Source organism: Bacillus cereus group sp. BfR-BA-01492 (genome assembly GCF_022662815.1).
GTDB lineage: Bacteria > Bacillota > Bacilli > Bacillales > Bacillaceae_G > Bacillus_A > Bacillus_A cereus_BD.
This window is the reverse complement of record NZ_JAKUEH010000015.1, coordinates 68,544-87,000: the sequence shown is the minus strand read 5'-3', so window position 1 is coordinate 87,000 and position 18,457 is coordinate 68,544. Positions and strand designations below refer to the sequence as shown.

Here is an 18,457-nt window from a genome sequence, read left to right as displayed (position 1 = left end):
CACCTAAAGAATGACCTGTAACATATACTTCTACATTTTTGTCCTTATAGTATTCGTTGACTTTTTCCATTACTTTTTCAGCTTGTTCAAATTGATTATGATATTCCCATTTTTCATTTTCTTCATTCCAGTATTTTTCTGGATGAGAACCTTCTGTACCTGCTACTGGAGGTGGTGCTGGGTCATGTACCCCTTTACTACGCGTAACAAAATAATCAAGATCTGTTTCTAAATCCTTCATTCCTTCTCCCGGTTTTATGAGGAGTCCTAAAGAATTTTTTTCTAAAATTTTATCTCCCTCAGTTCCCCGAAAAGCTACCGTTACTTGTGTTTTTCCATCTACCTCTCTTTCAAACACTACAGCGTCCATTCCTGTTTCTTTATCATGGAATGTTTTGGATACATCCCACTTTTGAAGCGTCTTCCCATTAGGGGCTGAAACAGCAAGACCTTCTTCTAAGTTTTTATCAGGGCGATAAGCAGCCCTTGATAACTGATAAAAACTTATATCTAAAACTTCATCATTTTTACTCAAAATATTTCCCCTCCCGGAAAATTTAATATATCCTAAATATAGGATACCATTAATGGGAGGAATTGGATTGAAAAAATTTTTTTCTAATTTGAGTATTATTTTCTTATTAATCATTTTAGGAGGTTGTAATATGGATGAAAAGAAAGAAGAACAAATAGTGGAGAAAGCTACTAAAACAACCATTAAATATTTTAAAGAAAAAGAAAATTTAGATGTAGTAATTACTGAACACCAGTTTGCTCCCGAAGATTTTCAAACTGTTTTTATAACAGGACATGTCAAAAACGATGAAAGTAAATCTTTTACAGTAGATGTAGAATATAGTGATGACGAATATAGAGTAACTTCTAAGTCATATTCTAAAAATCTAGAATTAAAAAACTAAGTCAAAAGACACTCATAAGAGTGTCTTTTCTTTATGGGGTAGCGTCAGGAAAATGCGAATTTACAACGTTAAGGAAATTTCAATATTAAAAAGCCTAATTTCTCAATTTAATGCGAAGAAATTAAGCTTTTTTCATTACTCAATTAAAGCGCCCTTTAATGGAATAACTAAAATAGGATCTCTATCCTAAAATCACTTCTTTTTCAACTATAGCACCCGTTTTAAGAAAAGCCGCCGAAATGGCAGCCAGATTTTCCACAAAAGCTACCCGTTACTTTAAGTACAACATTTCACAATCTTATACATTGATGTTAATCACATTTCTTTCAGAAAGGGGAATTATAGGTTAATTTGCACCCCTGTTAGATAATGGGGGCTATTCATGTAGTCGTAGCTTGGCCACTCCTGCAAAGACGTTTCGTTTATGTAAACGGCTATTCAACAAACTGGAATTTGACGAACACGGATTATGCTTATACTATTCGCCTGTTCTTTTTGTTGTATATCACAACGGTTACAATTGAAACAAGAACAATCACAGCATTTGCGGCAATGGTTCCCGCCCAAGTCATAGTCATGGTGCCGAAGATGGGGGATGCCGCATTGAACATGGTGTGGAATAATACGCACATAAACACACGGCCTTTCCCTGATATTTTGTAGATTGCCCCGTTGAAAAACCGAAACGCAATGAGTTGAACTGCAAACATCCAAAAGTTAATGAGTCCCTCTCCGTGATTCGTCCCCGGAATGAAGAAGAGAGGGATATGCCATAAAATCCAAATGATTCCAACAAAAACAGAAGACAAAACAAAACCGTATTTTTTGTCAAGCTCAGGCTGCAATATGTACATCCAGCCAGCTTCCTCCAAGCCACCGATAAAAAGATTACCAAGCAGAGAAAGGAAGAACGTATAAAATGGAAGCACCATTTCCGTGCGGCCTGAAACTGCAATATGTATCAAAAAATACAGTGCAAGTCCTGCAACAACGAACAAATAGAGAGATATGCTATTTTTGACATAAAAAACAGTTCTCAACCATTCCTTGAAACCTGCTATTTTGTTATTTTTCTTTAGAACGATATATGAAGCAATAGCGGGCGACAAAATATAGATTGCAAAAGGGATATTCATCCCGAATTGCTGTAACGAGTGAACCCAATTGTGAACCGAATATCCGAATTGCCCAAGAGCAATCAAAGCACCTGACACAAGATAGGCTATGCAAAATGTCAGCATCGTAAATTGTACTGTGATTTTTTTGTCTGTCACAATTTCTTCACCTCACATTTTAAAGTATACATTAAATTTTAACGGATTGACGCTTTGACTTTTATCACCTAATGTTTGCTTTCTGCTATCAAAGTTGCGCTCCGCACAAAATATAAATAATCTCCATTACAAATTCTAATTTATCGACTTGTTTCTAAGCCCAATTATCGCACTATTTCGTGGTACAGTTATTTTTTCGGTACTTCATTACTTCCCAACTTATTAAACTAAACGACTGTTCGTTAAGTACATCTCTTCTCAATCTTCACGAAACAAATAAAAATGTTATTCCACAATCTGGCCCTTTAACGGAATAAGGAATGATTATTGTTTCCCTTCTGATAGCTTTCTATATAATGAAGCCCTAGACACATTTGTAATTTCACAAATTTGATTTACAGTCATACCTCCTTCTTTATATAGCTTTACTGCATAATTAATTCCTGCGTGATTTTTATGATATTTCTTTAACCGGCCTTTAAACTTGCCTTCTTTCTTAGCCAGCTCAATCCCTTCACGTTGACGCATACGGATAAGATCGCGCTCTAATTGATTAACACCAGCCATTACCGTAATTAAGAATTGACTGTATGGATTATCTTCTGATAAATCTAGCCATGAATCCTTGAGTGATTTTAAGCTTGCCTTTTTACTTCGTATTAAATCAATCAATTCAAATAAATCCTGCGTACTTCGAGTGATCCGAGTTAAGTCTGTAACATAAATAATGTCACCTTCACCTAAATCTTCTAACATTTTTTGAAGTTGCTCACGATTCTTCGTTGCTCCAGAAACTTTTTCCTCAAAAATAATATTCATTCCTATTTCGTTGAGTTGCTGAAATTGCCTTGAAGGATTCTGGCTAGTCGAACTGACACGTATATAACCGATTTTCCGCAAAATATCACCTCGTTTTCGAGACAAGTCTTATGAGACGCTCTTAACTATGATTCTATCAGTCTGCATGTCATTTTTAGAGATAATTTGCACCAATTCCAAATTATATTTTGCATTATAACGTTATTACTTACTGTATAGAATTACTGATATTTTCAACAAAAACTATCTCTTAAAATAATTGAAGTTAATACTAAAGAGAATGATTGATAAATAAATTGTTTTCTAGAATTTAAAATAGGTATAATATAAATATCTCGATTTTTAAAGGTTTATGAGAAATAACGGGAAAGGAGGAAAAAAATGAGCAAAACATATAGTTATTTTTTAAACGAAAAATATCGTGTCCAGAAAAGGACGAGTTTTAGAACAGATTCATTATTTTAAAATGTTTAAAATAGAAAAAAGCAACCTTCTTAATAATAAAGGTTGCTTTTTTCTATTTTGATTATATGCATTTTTAATTCTAAATATTTCCTATTACTTAAACTATAAAATCTACTCTAATTTGAATTACACTATTCCTTTAAAATTTTATTTTCTCTATTCTAACTTGAATTTTTATTTTCATAAATTCAAGTTTTTCAGTAAGCATCTTTTCAAAAGCCTTATAAAAAGCATTATTTGATACAGCAATGAAAAATAAGATAAGATACGTTACTTTTGTATTTTCATTTACTATAATTCCCTTAAATCCCCATTCCTTTAAAACTTTTTCACTGGCCATGACTAATGAAAAAGCTCCTGAAAAATAGGTAACTAAAAAATGCACTCGATAAAACTTCGTCAAGAATATTTCCGAATCGTATCTCCAAATATAAATAAAGTGTAAAATTATAGATGATAGAATAGATAAAATACTAGCCATTATTAACATACAGAGAAAGATTTCTATTGAATCTGGAGCGAAAAACATCGTGAAAAGTGGCTCTGCAAAGTAAACCATTTGAATCCCAAATGCTACAGTACAAAAATATAAAATGAAAAAATAACAAAATACCATGTTAATTATATAACCTCCTAAAAATAATAAATTAAAATATGTAAAACTATATATATCGATATATATTATCATTAAAATTCTATATGTAAATTCCAAACAATAAAAAAACCATAAGTTTGCCCAAAAAGACAAAATTATGGTTAAAACACCTAGCTACTAATTTTACTGCGATTCTGTATTTATATTTTTTAGTATATTATGTATGAACTCATTAGGTGTATTTTGTATATCCTTGTAAAAACGAGAAAATACGTGTAAACGTTCCGGAACTATGTACATAACAATTTCAAATGTTGCGCGATTTAAATAAGTTTCAATCATATTTATTTCAAACTCATTATTTTTAACGTGTTTAATTGGTTTTAAATATAGAGGAGTAATGTCTATATTTTTATTATAAAGAGCGTTTTCGACCGCTTGATAGCCATGAGCATCTAATGATAGTAAAGTATACAATAATTTCATTTCATTCTTTTCTTCTACTCTTTGAACTAATTCTTTTATAGATCGAGGTCCATAAAACAACGAATACCATTTAGGTTCATATTCTAATTGTAGCTTTAATTTTGTTCTTTTCCATTCATTTTGAATTCTTTTGTATTTTTCTGCGTTTAATAATACTTGAATTTCAAATAGATCTTCTCTTAATTCATGTTCAGGTACATTCATAAAATTATTCTTTTTCGCATTTAATAGCAAGTTTTCATGATATTTCAGAAAACCTATATAATAACTTGTTGCTCTGTCTTGAATTTTATTTTTATCTTGAAGAATATATTTTAATGATAAATACGTTTCAACAAAAGGTCTTACTAGTAATTTAGATGAATCATAAAATTTTTGATTCGCTAAAACGGAATAGCCGTTACACTGCTCAATTAACTGTCTATAAAGAGATAAAACAACTTTTTGTTCAACTTCAAAATCACTTCTCACATGCAATGTGGCAAGAATATCTTCTCCAAATTTTATACTTTTATTTAAAATTTCCCCTTGCGATTCTGCCATGATACACCGCCTCTATTATTTTAACGAATAAAATTTCCTTTCGTTATTGTCAGCACATTTATGATTCGATTCAATATTTTATAACTTCATTTATATTTTATTGAAAAGTACAAAATAGTACAAACATATTTTCCCTAGATATATTACTTGACTTTAGGAAAAATAAAACTTAAACAAGTGCAAATTACCTCTAAAAATGACAATTTTACATGTTAATCTCATTTTTTTAAAGAAGGAGCAATCATATAAACGATAGCAGGATGATGAGAGAAGGAAGTATATGAAAAGGAAGACGAAAGTTGATGAAAGATAAAGTAACGTTATCTTAATCATTTCATCAACAGCGTCTCCGCACAAATGAAACGTTTAGAGTGAGGATAAACGACAAAATCTATTATATTTCAAAAGAAATTAAAATTTTTTATACTTTTTTATCGTTTTTTTGTTATAATAGCATACGGGTTAGGGGAAGAGTTTGCATCTTCCCGTGTGTTTTTTATCTGCATCTAGCTTTTTGCTGGATGCTTTTTTTATAAGTGGATAAAGCGACTGTAGTATGAAAAAAAACCTGCCAGGCTCACCTGGCAGGTTTTTTTCATTATTTTTTCTCTTTTTCCGCTTTTGGAGTTTCGAAGATATCTTTTAAGTCTTTATCTTCAATCTTCACATCCGCTTTTTTCACTTCTTTATTTTGGAATTCGTTTAAGAATTGTGGATCTTGTAATTTCTGCTGAGCGATTTCTTTCTTGAGTGCTGCTTTTTCTTCTTTGAATGGTTTTGCATCTTTAATGTCTGTTACTTTAATAATGTGGTAACCGAAGCTAGATTTTACAGGCTCGCTTACTTCATCTTTTTTCAGTTTGAAAGCAGCATCTTCAAATTCTTTTACAAGAGTACCTGGTTTTAATTCACCTAGGTCGCCGCCTTTCTCTTTTGATCCTGGATCTTCAGAGTATTGTTTCGCTAAATCTTCAAAAGATTTACCTTGTCCAAGCTCTTCTTTCACTTTTTTCGCAGTTTCTTCATCTTTTACAAGAATATGTTTTGCGAATACACGTTTATCACGGTATTTCTTCTTTGCTTCCTCATCAGTGATAGATTTTTCAACCGCTTTTTCTTGAGCTAATTGAGCACGTACGCTTGTTTTTAATGTTTCTTCTTTAATACCTTGTTGTTTTAACAATGTATCAAATTGATCGCCGTATTGCTTTTTAAATTCGTCGTATTTTTTATCAACGTCTTTGTCATCAACTTTGTAGTTTTTAATAAATACCTTTTCAACAATCATGTTGCGTAAAACTTGTTTCCCACCTTGTTGCTTTAGTGATGCGTAAAGTTCATCTTTCGTTACGTCACCAGCTTTAGAGGTTGCGATTTTATCAGATGATCCACATGCTGATAAGGCAATTACACTTGTTGCTGCTAAGGCAAGCATAGCTTTCTTCATTCAATAAACACTCCTACTGTTATGTATTTTTCATTTATCCTGCACAAATGAACAACATGATGTTTGTTCAAAAGAGCCAAGGTTAAGCTTCACTGATTTACCGCCTTCTTTACGATGTAAAAAAGCATACTGAACAGCGCTTACTGGGGCTGAGGATAAAGATTGGCCGCAGATAATTTTTTGATAATAGTATAGGCAATATGTACAAAATTTAATATATCATATTTCGAGGTCTTTTCCTATTGATAAAGAAAAATTGCCTATTTGTTTAAGGGAATTGTCAGATTCGCAACGGGTACCACTTTTGGGCACATGTGCATATAAAGAAAGGAGGAGGCGGATGAAGAATGAATTCCATGCTTATTTTATTGCTTGTACTGTTTATTTTATTAGTTATAGTAGGTATAATTTGTTTATAGAGGAAAAAAGTGAGGAAGGGGCTTTCCTTCCTCACTTTCAATGAAATATAATTTCTATATAACTAGAAATTAATAGAATCGTAATACATACATTCATAATCCGAAACACACCTGGTTGGCGGCTCTCGGATATTTGTTTTTGAACACAAAGTGTATGTGTCATGAAATTCGTATAGAATAGAACAATAAGTGCAAATGTGACAAAAACGATTTCTATAAGAGTCACGAGGAGATACCTCCTTTTGGCCAAAATACATATACTTTTATATATTGTATCATACGATATTTTGTTCGTGTTATAAAATTCAGAAATAGAAGACTTTGGTTGGAAAGTGAGGGAGAAAATGGACGTTGTAAAAAGACTAGAACAAGCTGAATATTATGTAGAACTTCTCTTTCGAATGATTGATGAAGATAAGTGTCCATTTTATTCTTTAATTATAAAGAAAAAAGCACGTAAAAAGGATGTTGAACGTATACTTAATCTTTGTGAAGGATTGAACAATCAATATGTAGAAGAGAAAAAAGAAGGTTTACTTTTGTTTGATGCCCTCTTAGATCAATTCGAAAAAGCGCTTCCACATCAGCTCGAAGTAACCGAAACTGCAGAAGCGCTTTTAAAGCAAGGATTATTTCAGCCGCTTATGGAAGAATTTTTACGCATCATAGCGAAAAGATAATCCGGCTTATTTTTTAATTAATTTTTGTTCCTGCTCTGTAAAGTTTTCTTCAATATTTTCTAATGATTTCTCAAAAATATCAATAAAGTCTTGTCCGTAAATATTTCTTAAAATCGCAATTAATTCGATATTTTCCGGGAATTTCCCGTAAAAATTGCGAAGGGCAAGTGCGCCGTTAAAGACAGAATTATTTTCAGGGTTATACTCCTCCATTAACTTCAGTAGTAATTCTTCCCCTTTTTCTGTAATTTCAATATACGTATTTCGTTTATCATCTTCTTTTTTAGAAAATACGAGATAGCCGCGTTCTTCGAGCTTTTTAGAAAAGTTAAATGCGGTTGATACGTGCATAACCCCAAACTTAGCAATCTCTGAAATAGAAGCTCCTTTTAAATGATAAGCGATAGATAAAATATGATGCTCATTGATGTTTAAATCATAAGGTTTAATCCACTGTTGCCAATCTTTTTCTACAGATTTCCATAACGCCTTCGATAACTGAGCAATGCGCTGACTAAAGATCATTGCCTCTTTTATCGAATAGTCTTTTTCTCCACTTTTCATTTACTCACCCACTTTAACATTCTTCATTAGTATCTATTATGCCAGTAAAATAAAAATTAATAAAGTACTTTTGTGAGAATTATTAAAATTTTTCGGAAAAGTATGTGTATGTGCAAATCATGCATAAATGTAGAAGGGGTTTCAAGAGGAGAATTGCGGTATCATCTTACGTGGTACAGGCTAACAGATATTGTAAATGCATAAAAACACGACATATCTATTTGATATGTCGCGTGAGATTCAAACGATATACAAAATATTTGTTATATGCAAAAAACTACACATGTCATATGTTTTACGCTTTTTCTGGAACGGCTTGTTGTAATTTTTCAATCGATCTTTGAATATCTAAAATTTCTTGCTCGATATGACGTTTGTTATGTGAAATATCTTGTTTCCAAGAAGAAAGCGTATCTTGCATATCCTCTTTTAATTCTTGAAAGACTTCTTTTCCTTCTGAAGCTGTTTCAACAATTTGGCGTTTTAATAGCTTTGTATCAGCAGTAATATCAGCTAGCGTCTTTTTAATATCGCCGCCTTTTTCTTTTAGTTTGCTGCGCATATCTTTACCAGAAGAAGGAGTGGAAAAGAGAACAGCTAGTCCAGCGACAGCTCCGCCACAAATAACACCTGTTAGAAAGGATTTAGCTTTTGACATAAAAGGAGACCTCCTTATTTTTTGTTCTTATTCATGATGTACAAAAGTATGCATATGCTTAAGACAAGGGGGGAGAAAAGTGAAAATCATGACGACTCTTTGTTTTATCATAAGTCTTTTCTTTCTTGTGCGTGCTATGCATTTACTTTTATTTGTAAAGCAAAAAAGATCATATCCTCCAGCATTTTGGGTGAAAAAACAAGCCATGCAATATATGTCGTTTGGAGGAATTGGCTTGCTATGTACTTTTATGTTTTATGTCTTTTTCTAGCCTTAATTATTTTACACGATTTGCAATGGTACTTGCGATATTTTGTAATGTTTCCATTGTATATTCATTTTGATGTGATTTCCAAACAGCACTGAAACCATCGTTGTCACCGTAGCGTGGAATTAAATGAAGGTGGAAGTGGAATACAGTTTGTCCAGCTTTTTCACCATTATTATTTAATAAATTGAAGCCAACTGGATTAAATTCTTCCTTAATCGCATTTGCAATTTTAGGTACAGCAGCAAAAATGTGCGATGCGATTTCTGGTGTTAACGCAAAGATATCCTGCTTGTGTACTTTCGGAATAACAAGTGTATGTCCTTTTGTTACTTGGCTAATATCTAAAAATGCAAGTACATGCTCATCTTCATATACTTTTGAGCACGGAATTTGTCCTTCAATGATTTTACAAAAAATACAATTATCCGCTGTATGATTCATTGTTTTCATCCTTTCAAGTAGTCTTAGCCGTATTTTACCATAATTACATAAGAGAACAAACACGAAAAACAGGAAGCTGACTCAGCTTCCTGTTTTCTGAAGAGGGATTGAAAAAGCATTGTTTATAATTTACCTTTCGCAGACACCTCATTTATTTAAGAAATGCACGGTAATTCGGCTAAAGTTTCTGCCGTAGACACCCCATTTACGAAGAAATGAAATTGCAATCTTAGCTTAAATGAAATTGTTTATTTTATAAAACAGTACCGACTCTCCTCGAGACACCCCGTTTCTAAAATAAAACGTACAATCTGGATCGTGTAAATTTTCGCTGTCCATGATGGACACCCCATTTCATGATGATTTTTATCGTCATCAATTGGTGGTTGCTTTTTCAATGTGTTCCTTCTTCACTCATTATCATGTCCCGTTTTACAGAAGATATGTAAAGAAAAGAAAATTTTTTTGCAGAAATCGAGACTATGTAGGATGTTGTGATTTTTGGTAAGATGAATATAGGACAATTCTTAGGAAAGAGAATAACTATAACGAAGAAAGTGGTGTCGTATGAGCGAGTTACTACGTGTAGAAAATGTTACAGGAGGGTACACGAAACGACCTGTTTTAAAAGATGTTTCGTTCTCTGTTCAGAAAGGTGAATTAGTTGGTTTAATTGGTTTAAATGGGGCAGGGAAAAGTACGACGATTAAACATATTATTGGTTTAATGGAACCGAAAAAAGGCGCGGTTACCATTCATGGAAAAACAATTCAGGAAGATATGACGGCATATCGCTCTAGTTTTTCGTTTATTCCAGAAACACCTGTATTATATGATGAGTTAACGTTAGAGGAGCATTTAAAGTTAACGGCGATGGCGTATGGTGTAGAGGAAAAACAATATGAAGAGCGCATTAGAAAACTTTTAAAAGAATTTCGCATGAATAACCGTTTAAAATGGTTCCCATCTCACTTTTCAAAAGGGATGAAACAAAAGGTTATGATTATGAGCGCATTTCTTGTTGAGCCGTCACTGTATATTGTTGATGAACCATTTGTTGGACTCGATCCTTTAGCGATTCAATCGCTGCTTCAAATGATGGACAAGATGAAAAAGAGCGGCGCGGGTATTTTAATGAGTACGCATATTTTAGCGACAGCTGAGCGTTATTGTGATTCTTTTATTATTTTGCATCAAGGGGAAGTAAGAGCAAAAGGAACGTTATCAGAGCTTCAAACGCAATTCAATATGCCAGGTGCAACGCTAGATGATATTTATATTGCGCTAACAAAGGAAGAAGACTATGAATAGTACGGCGTTATGGAAAGAGCGATTTAGACATTTTTTAAAGGAAGTTCGTACATATAGTAAGTATGTTTTTAACGATCATCTTAAGTTTATTTTTGTATTTATTATTGGGGCAGGAGCATTTTACTACCAGAAATGGCTAGAAACATTAACGCCGTCATTTGAGACAGCAATTGTGATAGGGATTGTACTTGGATTTGTGCTGACAGTAGGATCGATTCAAACGCTGTTAAAAGAAGCGGATCTTGTGTATTTACTTCCGGTGGAGGAAAAACTAAAACCGTACTTTACGAAAGCCTTCTTCTTTACATTTATGATGCATCTTTATGTCATTGCAATTGTAGCAGCCGCTCTTGCACCGTTATATTTTCAACAAATGAAACAAACGGGCGGGACTTACATATGGATTGTAGTCATACTTCTGTTCGTGAAAGCGTGGAATTTATTTGTCACATGGGAAAAATCCTTTTTAACAGATCAAAATATGCAGCGCGCGGATTGGTTCATTCGTTTTCTATGTAACGGCTTGTTCGTGTATTTTCTTATTGAGCATACTTCACTCATTTCTGTTGGACTCGTTTTAGCTGTCATGGTGATTTACTTACTTATGATTCATCAAATGGTAAAGAGAAAACCGATGAATTGGGAGTATTTAATTGCTGAAGAAGGAAAGAAAATGATGCTTCTGTATCGCATTGCGAATATGTTTGTCGATGTTCCGGCGCTGAAAGAACGAGTAGCGCGCCGCAAATGGCTTGATTTTGTTCTTTCTATTATCGGTGAAAAACGTACATATCTTTATTTATATACGCGTACCTTTTTAAGATCAGGCAACTATTTTGGCTTGTATATTCGTTTGCTGGCAATTGGTGGTATTCTTCTTTACTTTATTCCGTTTTTATACGGACGTTTCATCGTAAGTATTGTTTTTTTATATTTAATCGGTTATCAGCTACTCAGTCTTTGGAAACATCATCGCTTAAAAATTTGGCTGGACTTATATCCGGTAGGGATAGAAGAGAAGAAAAAAGATTTTCTGAGCCTACTGCGCATGATTTTATGTAGCGGCAGCGTTCTATTTACGATTCTATTCGCCTTTGCCACAAAAGATATAATCATGACTTGCATTTTATTTGTCGTTAGCATCGCCTTTAGCATTGTTTTTGTCAATCAATACAGTGCAAAGCGCATTGAACGATTAAGCTGAAAGGAAGAAACGTATGACTGCATATGAAGATAAGGTCATAAAAGAATTGCAACAGTGGAAACAGGCAATGTTGAAAGATTCGTCTATGATGGCGCGTTTTTCCAAAAAAGTACAGACAAAAGTTCAGCAGTTCATTCCTGAAAAAGTGCAACGCATATTAACAGAAACAATTAAAAAGATGGTACAGGGAATTAGTGCTGGATCAAACTTCATCAAACCGAAGTTAAAAGAAACAGATTGGTCTTTGCAAAGAAGAGACGAAGAAGTTTTAAAGAAACTGGATGAGTATAAAAAAATTGCTGCGGCAGAAGGAGCGGGCACAGGAGCAGGTGGTTTTTTCTTAGGGCTTGCTGATTTTCCGCTTCTACTTAGTATTAAAATTAAATTTTTATTTGATGCGGCGACGATTTATGGTTTTGATACGAACAAAGAAGAAGAGCGTCTCTTTATTCTCCATGTATTTCAGCTTGCTTTTTCAAGTGATGAGCATCGAAAAGATATATGGAAAGCAATTGAAACGTGGGATACGAAAAAAGAAAATCAGATGAACTGGGAGAAGTTTCAAACAGAATATCGCGATTATATCGACCTAGCAAAAATGCTTCAGCTCGTCCCAGTCATCGGCGCCCCAGTAGGAGCATACGCAAACTATCAACTGCTTGGGCGGCTCGGAGAAGTGACGATGAATTGTTATCGTTTCCGTCTTTTGCAGGAGATTTGAGGAACCCCCTTTGTGAAAAGGGGGTTTTCGTAGTGCTGAGATAGCGAAATTTGTCGACTGGTCGATAACTTGTGTCGAAGCGCCGATAAATAAAGCGGAATCGCCGATAAACAGGAAGTTGCGCCGTTAACTGTGTAAGAATCGCCGATAAATTTTGTAAGGATAGAAAAAAATCTCGAATTCGAGATTTTTTTCTTGCATTTTATTCACTTGAGGTGTAAAGTGATAGTAACGAAAGGAAGTGAGCCATATTGAGAAAGAGTACACTCAGTTCACTAATTTGGTTTCGTATTGCTCGATTTACACATCAAAGTAATTTATTATCGAATGAGTTTTTAAAACAGTTTCATATTACTGCTGCTCAGTTCGATGTATTAAATCAGGTTTCTATTTATCAGCCGCTCATGCAAAGTCAACTAGCTACGAAAGTAACGGTGTCAGAAGGCGGAATTTCACGTATGCTCACTCGACTTGAGCAAGAGGGATATATACAGCGTAAGCAGGATTGGAAGACGAAATGGATTACTCTTACTCCAAAAGGAGAAGAAAAAATACATGAGGTATTTGAACACCAACTTAACTTCCAAACGTCTATGCTCAATGAATGCTTAACAGAAGATGAACAAAAAACATTATATAAGATCATGACTAAGCTACAAAAACATACTGAACATAAATTAGAAAATTAAGGGATTGCTTTTGATACATGTTATTTTTTCGTTATCACTTGATTAGTAAAGCGAGAATGGAGGAACTATCGATGTATAAAATTAAAGGTCATCATCACATTTCCATGATTACAAAAAACGCAAGTGAAAATAATTATTTTTATAAACATGTGCTTGGTTTACGCCGCGTGAAAATGACGGTAAACCAAGATGATCCGTCAATGTATCATTTATTTTACGGAGATAAAACAGGGAGTCCAGGTACGGAGCTAACATTTTTTGAAATTCCACTAGTAGGGAAAACATACCGCGGTACAAACGCAATTACCCGAATCGGATTACTTGTCCCTTCAGAAGACAGTTTGCATTACTGGAAAGCACGATTTGAGGAATATGGTGTGCCTCATGAGGAAATCACAACATATGCGAATCGTTCTGCCTTGAAATTCGAGGATCCTGAAGGACTTCGTTTCGTGTTACTCGTTTCAAACGGGGAAAAAGTAGAACATTGGGAAACATGGGAAAAATCCGAAGTTCCGGCCCAGCACCAAATTCAAGGAATGGGTTCTGTGGAAATGACGGTGCGTCGACTTGATAAAATGGCGAGCACATTGACAAATATGTTTGGTTATACAGAGGTTAGTCGAAATGATGAAGAAGCGATTTTTCAGTCTATCAAAGGAGAAGTCTTTGGAGAAATCGTTGTGAAATATTTGGACGGACCTTCTGAAAAACCAGGTCGAGGTAGTATTCACCATTTAGCAATTCGTGTGAAAAATGATTCAGAGCTCCTTTATTGGGAAGAACAAGTAAAACAAAGAGGTTTCCATTCTTCAGGAATTGTCGACCGTTTCTATTTTAAAAGTTTATATTTCCGTGAATCAAACGGGATTCTTTTTGAAATTGCGACAGATGGACCAGGATTTACAGTTGATGGAGATGTAGAACATTTAGGAGAAAAACTAGATTTACCGCCATTTTTAGAGGAACAAAGAGCGGAAATTGAAGCGAACTTATCTCCTATTGAAGAAAAATAATAATCTATTGGAGGAATATAAAATGAACCACTTAAAAGGAATACACCACGTTACAGCAATTACAAGTAGTGCAGAAAAGAACTATGAATTTTTCACTTATGTTTTAGGAATGCGTTTAGTGAAAAAAACAGTAAACCAAGATGACATTCAAACGTATCATTTATTTTTCGCAGATGATAAAGGTAGTGCAGGAACGGACATGACGTTCTTTGACTTCCCAGGCATTCCAAAAGGTGTACACGGTACAAATGAGATTTCAAAGACATCATTCCGAGTACCAAGTGATGCAGCATTGGAATATTGGGTAAAACGTTTTGATCGCTTAGAAGTAAAACATACTGGAATTAAAGAGCAATTCGGCAAGAAAACTCTTTCTTTCTCTGATTTTGATGATCAACAATATCAACTTATATCAGATGAATTTGATAAAGGGGTGGAATCAGGTACACCTTGGCAAAAAGGACCAATTCCATTAGAATATGCAATTACTGGTTTAGGACCTGTTTTCGTTCGGATTGCGAACTTTAGTTACTTCAAAGAAATGTTAGAAAAAGTTCTATTATTTAAAGAGATTGCTCAAGACGGAGCGTTCCATTTATTCGAAGTAGGAGAAGGAGGAAATGGTGCTTCTGTCATTGTAGAACATAATGTGATTCTTCCTGAAGCACGACAAGGTTATGGTACAGTGCACCATGCAGCATTCCGCGTAGAGGATCGCTCCGTATTAGAGGAATGGATTGAGCGAATGAGTGGTTTTGGATTCCCTACATCTGGCTATGTAAACCGTCATTTCTTTGAGTCATTATACGCAAGAGTTGCACCACAAATTTTATTTGAGTTTGCAACAGACGGCCCTGGTTTTATGGGAGACGAACCTTATGAAACACTTGGAGAAAAATTATCATTACCTCCATTCTTAGAGCCAAAACGTGCAGAAATAGAAAAATTAATTCGCCCAATTGATACAGTGAGAAGTACGAAGGAATTTATGAAAGAGTAATTTTGATTTCTTTAGAAGATAGAAAGCCCCCTTTGGCTATTTGGCTAAAGGGGGCTTTCTATTCGCGTTTTCTATTTCTTAAAATTTCTCACTCTTTTTATTATACAGTATTTTATGTAATTATATAGTTTATTTGGTTTTATATGTAATTTTTGAGGAAGTGTGGAAAGATGCGATGTTGTGAGAGATATTAGATAAAACAATATATTTACAAAAAATACTTCTTTTACCTTGTTTTGTTCGATTAGAACATATTACAATAATAAAATAATATATATTTTATAGATTTCTAGAGTTGGAGTGATAAAATGCAGCCATTGGAAAATGAAATTCATCCTGATATGGTGAAGGTTTGGAAAATTCATGCTTTAATTGGAGCAGGTGTACTGACAGCAATTGTTCTTGCTTATCTCTTTTTTATGATTCAATTTCATTGGTGGGGCTGGCTTTTTGGTGTGCTATTTATTGGAGCGTTAATCTATGCACCACTCGATTATTTTGTGTTCCCACAGTTGCGTCAGCGATATCATAGTTATCAATTAAATGAAGAAGAGATTGAAATTCAGCACGGTATGTTTATTGTAAAGCGTGTTTTAGTTCCAATGATACGCGTTCAGCATGTAACGATTGAACAAGGACCGATTATGAGAAAACATGGTTTGGCAGAACTACAAATTTCAACTGCTGCTACGGCTCATAAAATACCTGGGTTAACGATGCGGGAAGCGGAGCGCTTAAAACGTCAAATTTCAGAACTGGCAAAGGTGAGTGATGAGGATGTATAAGAGGCAGCATCCGATCACGATTTTATTAGAATTAAAAATCTCACATCTACTGCCAGGAATCATTCCTTTAATCAGTTTGAGAGGAAAATTTGCCTTTTGGTATATGATCCCGATTGCCATTTTTGTTGGGACAATTATTTTTTCAGTTATACATTGGTATTACAAAGTGTACTGGGTGAAAGATAACGTACTACATATTAAACACGGAATGTTTGTTAAAAAAGAGAGTTATTTAAATAAAGATCGTGTACAAACCATTCATACAAGTTCACATATTTTATATCAATTGTTAGGTTTAACAAAGCTTAAAATTGAAGCAGCAGGCGGAGGGGAAGAACCGGAAGTAAGCTTAGCTGGTATTACGATTCAGGAAGCAAAAGAACTCATTTCCCTTTTAAATGTGGAAACATCTACAAAAAGAATGGATGTAGTCGTACAAGAAGAAGAAAATTCATCTGAGTATAAGCTCACATGGAAGGAAATTATTTTCGCTTCTATCACTTCTGGTGAATTTGGACTCGTATTTTCTATCCTATTGTTTATTTTTTCAAAGATACATGATTATGCTCCGGAATGGATGGTTGAAAAGGTAAAAAAATATGTGATGGGTTTTGATTTCTCCATTTCTATTTGGATATACGGTGCGCTAGTGCTATTTGTTTTATCGTGGATTTTATCAACGATTCGTTACGCCCTGAAGCATGCGAATTTTACAATTGTTCGAAATAGAAATGAAATACGAGTTTCACAAGGACTTCTTGAAAAAAAGGAAGTTGTTTTAAAGACGCATCGTATTCAAGGCATTACAGTAAAAGAAACATTGCTGCGCGAATTGTTAGGATATTGTTCCATTCATGCAGAAGTCATTCAAAATGTTGAAAAAGGGGAGACAAGTGTAACGCTTCATCCTCTTATGAAAAAGGCACATGTATCAGGTTTACTAGAACATTTAGAACTTCCTTATCGATTAGAAACAAATGTCATAAAGCTTCCAAAGGCTGCATTAAGAAGGTACTTGATTGGTTGGTGGATTGTTTTTTTCGTTGCTACAATTCCGATTGCAGGTGCATCAATATATTTTGAGAAATATTTCGCACTTCTCACATTAATTCCGTTATTTGCTCTTTTTACATGGCTAGGCTATAAATCGTTCACAGCTGGTGGATATGCATTGGATGATGAACAGTTGACGATTGTATCGAGAACGATTGGAAAACATACAGGATTAATACGCAGAAGACATATACAATCATTTTCTAAGACGCAAACGTTCTTTCAGCGAAAAGATCAATTATGCTCGATGACATTTGCGATTGCTTCATCAGTAGCTGGACATCATTATAAATTAGAACATACGACGATGAAAGATGCGGAAGCGATGCAAGATTGGTTTAAGAAAGCGAAAAAGATCACCCTCTCGTGAGGAGGGTGATCTTTTTTTCGTCTTTTTTTGTCGAAGAGTCGTTATCTCATGTCGAATCGCCGATAAAAGGTGTGAAACCGCCGATATAATTTCATGTACTGCGCATCTCTTCGTCATATTGCAAGTTAACTAGATTGTTACCCTTGTACTTGAAATGTTGTTACAAAAGATGGTCTGGAAAAGATACTTTTTTGCGGCTCTGCATTTGTTTGTGCCGGACGTTTTTTATGCGCGTGTTCAAAAGATCTAGATTCTGTCCAGTCTTTAAAGTTTTGCTCGGTTTCCCACATTGTCATAATGACATATGTATCGTTACTTAATGGGCGAAGAACGCGAATCGCTTGGAAACCAGGTTCGTTTTCAATCAGCCCGGCGCGGTTTTTGAAACGATTTTCAAAAACAGGACGCCCTTCATCTGTAACAGAAATATTGTTGCAAACGATAAAACCGGCTTGTCCTTTTAATTCCCCGACTGCATCGAGTACATCATATTGGAGTGCTCCTTCTACCGTTTCTTCTATATTTTCTTTATAAAACATATCTTTTTCATTATTTTTAGCGATAAAATGTGGTTTTTCTAGAGGTGTTTCGTATGAAATGATAGCTTTCATTTTTGGTGCCTCCTTCATAAGTTTGTTTTTATTATAGCAACTCTTACCAAAAACTTCGAAGAATATATACATAAAGAAGGGTCTTTTTCAAATAATAAATGTACCATCATTTGGA

The 18,457-nt window shown here is 34.3% G+C and carries 23 protein-coding genes and 1 pseudogene; 12 read left to right on the top strand and 12 right to left on the bottom strand.

Annotated elements, in window-relative coordinates:
* Positions 1-535, bottom strand: a 535-nt coding sequence (locus tag MR063_RS17165; RefSeq protein ID WP_472927039.1) for an alpha/beta hydrolase family protein, incomplete at its 3' end; no start/stop codon positions are given.
* Between the two features lie 52 nt (positions 536-587).
* On the opposite strand from MR063_RS17165, the gene MR063_RS17160 reads away from it, so the two are divergent.
* Entirely contained in the window at positions 588-920 is a 333-nt protein-coding gene (locus MR063_RS17160; protein WP_396021853.1) for a hypothetical protein, read from the top strand.
* 473 nt (positions 921-1,393) lie between these two features.
* Here the strand turns inward: MR063_RS17160 and MR063_RS17155 are convergent, their stop codons facing one another.
* From MR063_RS17155 to prsA, 5 genes are all read right to left on the bottom strand, one after another.
* Positions 1,394-2,194, bottom strand: coding sequence for a CPBP family intramembrane glutamic endopeptidase (locus tag MR063_RS17155; protein WP_016095252.1), 801 nt, complete (start codon positions 2,192-2,194; stop codon positions 1,394-1,396).
* Between the two features lie 324 nt (positions 2,195-2,518).
* Complete coding sequence (locus MR063_RS17150; RefSeq protein WP_242200147.1) at positions 2,519-3,094, bottom strand: recombinase family protein; 576 nt, start codon at positions 3,092-3,094, stop codon at positions 2,519-2,521.
* Positions 3,095-3,617: 523 nt separating this feature from the next.
* Entirely contained in the window at positions 3,618-4,094 is a 477-nt protein-coding gene (locus MR063_RS17145) for a hypothetical protein (protein ID WP_242200131.1), read from the bottom strand.
* A 162-nt stretch (positions 4,095-4,256) separates the two neighbouring features.
* Complete coding sequence (locus MR063_RS17140) at positions 4,257-5,102, bottom strand: DUF5677 domain-containing protein (RefSeq protein WP_242200128.1); 846 nt, start codon at positions 5,100-5,102, stop codon at positions 4,257-4,259.
* 598 nt (positions 5,103-5,700) lie between these two features.
* The gene (gene prsA, locus MR063_RS17135; RefSeq protein WP_242200125.1) at positions 5,701-6,549 is read right to left on the bottom strand and encodes a peptidylprolyl isomerase PrsA; all 849 of its coding nucleotides are present in this window, start codon (positions 6,547-6,549) and stop codon (positions 5,701-5,703) included.
* A gap of 347 nt (positions 6,550-6,896) precedes the next feature.
* On the opposite strand from prsA, the pseudogene MR063_RS22220 reads away from it, so the two are divergent.
* Positions 6,897-6,968: pseudogene (locus tag MR063_RS22220) on the top strand (YjcZ family sporulation protein); the annotation flags it as partial.
* A 37-nt stretch (positions 6,969-7,005) separates the two neighbouring features.
* Here MR063_RS22220 and MR063_RS17130 read toward each other — a convergent pair.
* A complete protein-coding gene (locus MR063_RS17130) occupies positions 7,006-7,194 on the bottom strand; it encodes a hypothetical protein (RefSeq protein WP_041809508.1) in 189 nt (62 codons plus the stop codon).
* A gap of 118 nt (positions 7,195-7,312) precedes the next feature.
* Between MR063_RS17130 and MR063_RS17125 the strand changes: the two genes are divergently transcribed.
* The gene (locus MR063_RS17125) at positions 7,313-7,648 is read left to right on the top strand and encodes a DUF1878 family protein (RefSeq protein ID WP_011983902.1); all 336 of its coding nucleotides are present in this window, start codon (positions 7,313-7,315) and stop codon (positions 7,646-7,648) included.
* Between the two features lie 6 nt (positions 7,649-7,654).
* On the opposite strand, the gene MR063_RS17120 is transcribed toward MR063_RS17125, so the two are convergent.
* Together MR063_RS17120 and MR063_RS17115 are read right to left on the bottom strand one after the other, a co-directional pair.
* A complete protein-coding gene (locus MR063_RS17120; protein WP_242200105.1) occupies positions 7,655-8,212 on the bottom strand; it encodes an HTH-type transcriptional regulator Hpr in 558 nt (185 codons plus the stop codon).
* 295 nt (positions 8,213-8,507) lie between these two features.
* Positions 8,508-8,870 (bottom strand): YtxH domain-containing protein, encoded by a 363-nt coding sequence (locus MR063_RS17115; protein ID WP_242200103.1) that lies wholly within the window; start codon positions 8,868-8,870, stop codon positions 8,508-8,510.
* A gap of 88 nt (positions 8,871-8,958) precedes the next feature.
* Here MR063_RS17115 and MR063_RS22320 point away from each other — a divergent pair, with 88 nt between their 5' ends.
* A complete protein-coding gene (locus MR063_RS22320; protein WP_472926857.1) occupies positions 8,959-9,141 on the top strand; it encodes a membrane protein YhzF in 183 nt (60 codons plus the stop codon).
* A gap of 6 nt (positions 9,142-9,147) precedes the next feature.
* Here the strand turns inward: MR063_RS22320 and MR063_RS17110 are convergent, their stop codons facing one another.
* Positions 9,148-9,582: an HIT family protein gene (locus MR063_RS17110; protein WP_242200096.1), complete on the bottom strand. Its 435-nt coding sequence runs from the start codon at positions 9,580-9,582 to the stop codon at positions 9,148-9,150.
* A 248-nt stretch (positions 9,583-9,830) separates the two neighbouring features.
* The gene (locus MR063_RS17105) at positions 9,831-9,980 is read right to left on the bottom strand and encodes a hypothetical protein (RefSeq protein WP_242200090.1); all 150 of its coding nucleotides are present in this window, start codon (positions 9,978-9,980) and stop codon (positions 9,831-9,833) included.
* Between the two features lie 169 nt (positions 9,981-10,149).
* Between MR063_RS17105 and ecsA the strand changes: the two genes are divergently transcribed.
* From ecsA to MR063_RS17065, 8 genes are all read left to right on the top strand, one after another.
* Positions 10,150-10,893, top strand: a complete 744-nt coding sequence (ecsA, locus tag MR063_RS17100) for an ABC transporter ATP-binding protein EcsA (RefSeq protein ID WP_242142113.1) — start codon at positions 10,150-10,152, stop codon at positions 10,891-10,893.
* Positions 10,886-12,097: an ABC transporter permease gene (locus MR063_RS17095; RefSeq protein WP_242200088.1), complete on the top strand. Its 1,212-nt coding sequence runs from the start codon at positions 10,886-10,888 to the stop codon at positions 12,095-12,097. Before ecsA ends, MR063_RS17095 begins: the two co-directional genes overlap by 8 nt.
* Positions 12,098-12,110: 13 nt before the next feature.
* Positions 12,111-12,818 carry an EcsC family protein gene (locus MR063_RS17090; protein WP_242200084.1) on the top strand — a complete coding sequence of 236 codons (708 nt, stop codon included), beginning with the start codon at positions 12,111-12,113 and terminating at the stop codon, positions 12,816-12,818.
* A gap of 251 nt (positions 12,819-13,069) precedes the next feature.
* Positions 13,070-13,507 (top strand): MarR family winged helix-turn-helix transcriptional regulator, encoded by a 438-nt coding sequence (locus MR063_RS17085; RefSeq protein ID WP_242142118.1) that lies wholly within the window; start codon positions 13,070-13,072, stop codon positions 13,505-13,507.
* 71 nt (positions 13,508-13,578) lie between these two features.
* Positions 13,579-14,523, top strand: coding sequence for a ring-cleaving dioxygenase (locus MR063_RS17080; protein WP_242200083.1), 945 nt, complete (start codon positions 13,579-13,581; stop codon positions 14,521-14,523).
* A gap of 22 nt (positions 14,524-14,545) precedes the next feature.
* Positions 14,546-15,523, top strand: coding sequence for a ring-cleaving dioxygenase (locus MR063_RS17075; RefSeq protein WP_242200082.1), 978 nt, complete (start codon positions 14,546-14,548; stop codon positions 15,521-15,523).
* Positions 15,524-15,831: 308 nt separating this feature from the next.
* Positions 15,832-16,308, top strand: coding sequence for a PH domain-containing protein (locus tag MR063_RS17070; RefSeq protein WP_242200076.1), 477 nt, complete (start codon positions 15,832-15,834; stop codon positions 16,306-16,308).
* Positions 16,301-17,731 (top strand): PH domain-containing protein, encoded by a 1,431-nt coding sequence (locus MR063_RS17065; protein WP_242200074.1) that lies wholly within the window; start codon positions 16,301-16,303, stop codon positions 17,729-17,731. Before MR063_RS17070 ends, MR063_RS17065 begins: the two co-directional genes overlap by 8 nt.
* A 137-nt stretch (positions 17,732-17,868) precedes the next feature.
* On the opposite strand, the gene MR063_RS17060 is transcribed toward MR063_RS17065, so the two are convergent.
* Positions 17,869-18,342 (bottom strand): antibiotic biosynthesis monooxygenase family protein, encoded by a 474-nt coding sequence (locus MR063_RS17060; protein ID WP_242200067.1) that lies wholly within the window; start codon positions 18,340-18,342, stop codon positions 17,869-17,871.
* Between the last annotated feature and the right edge of the window lie 115 nt (positions 18,343-18,457).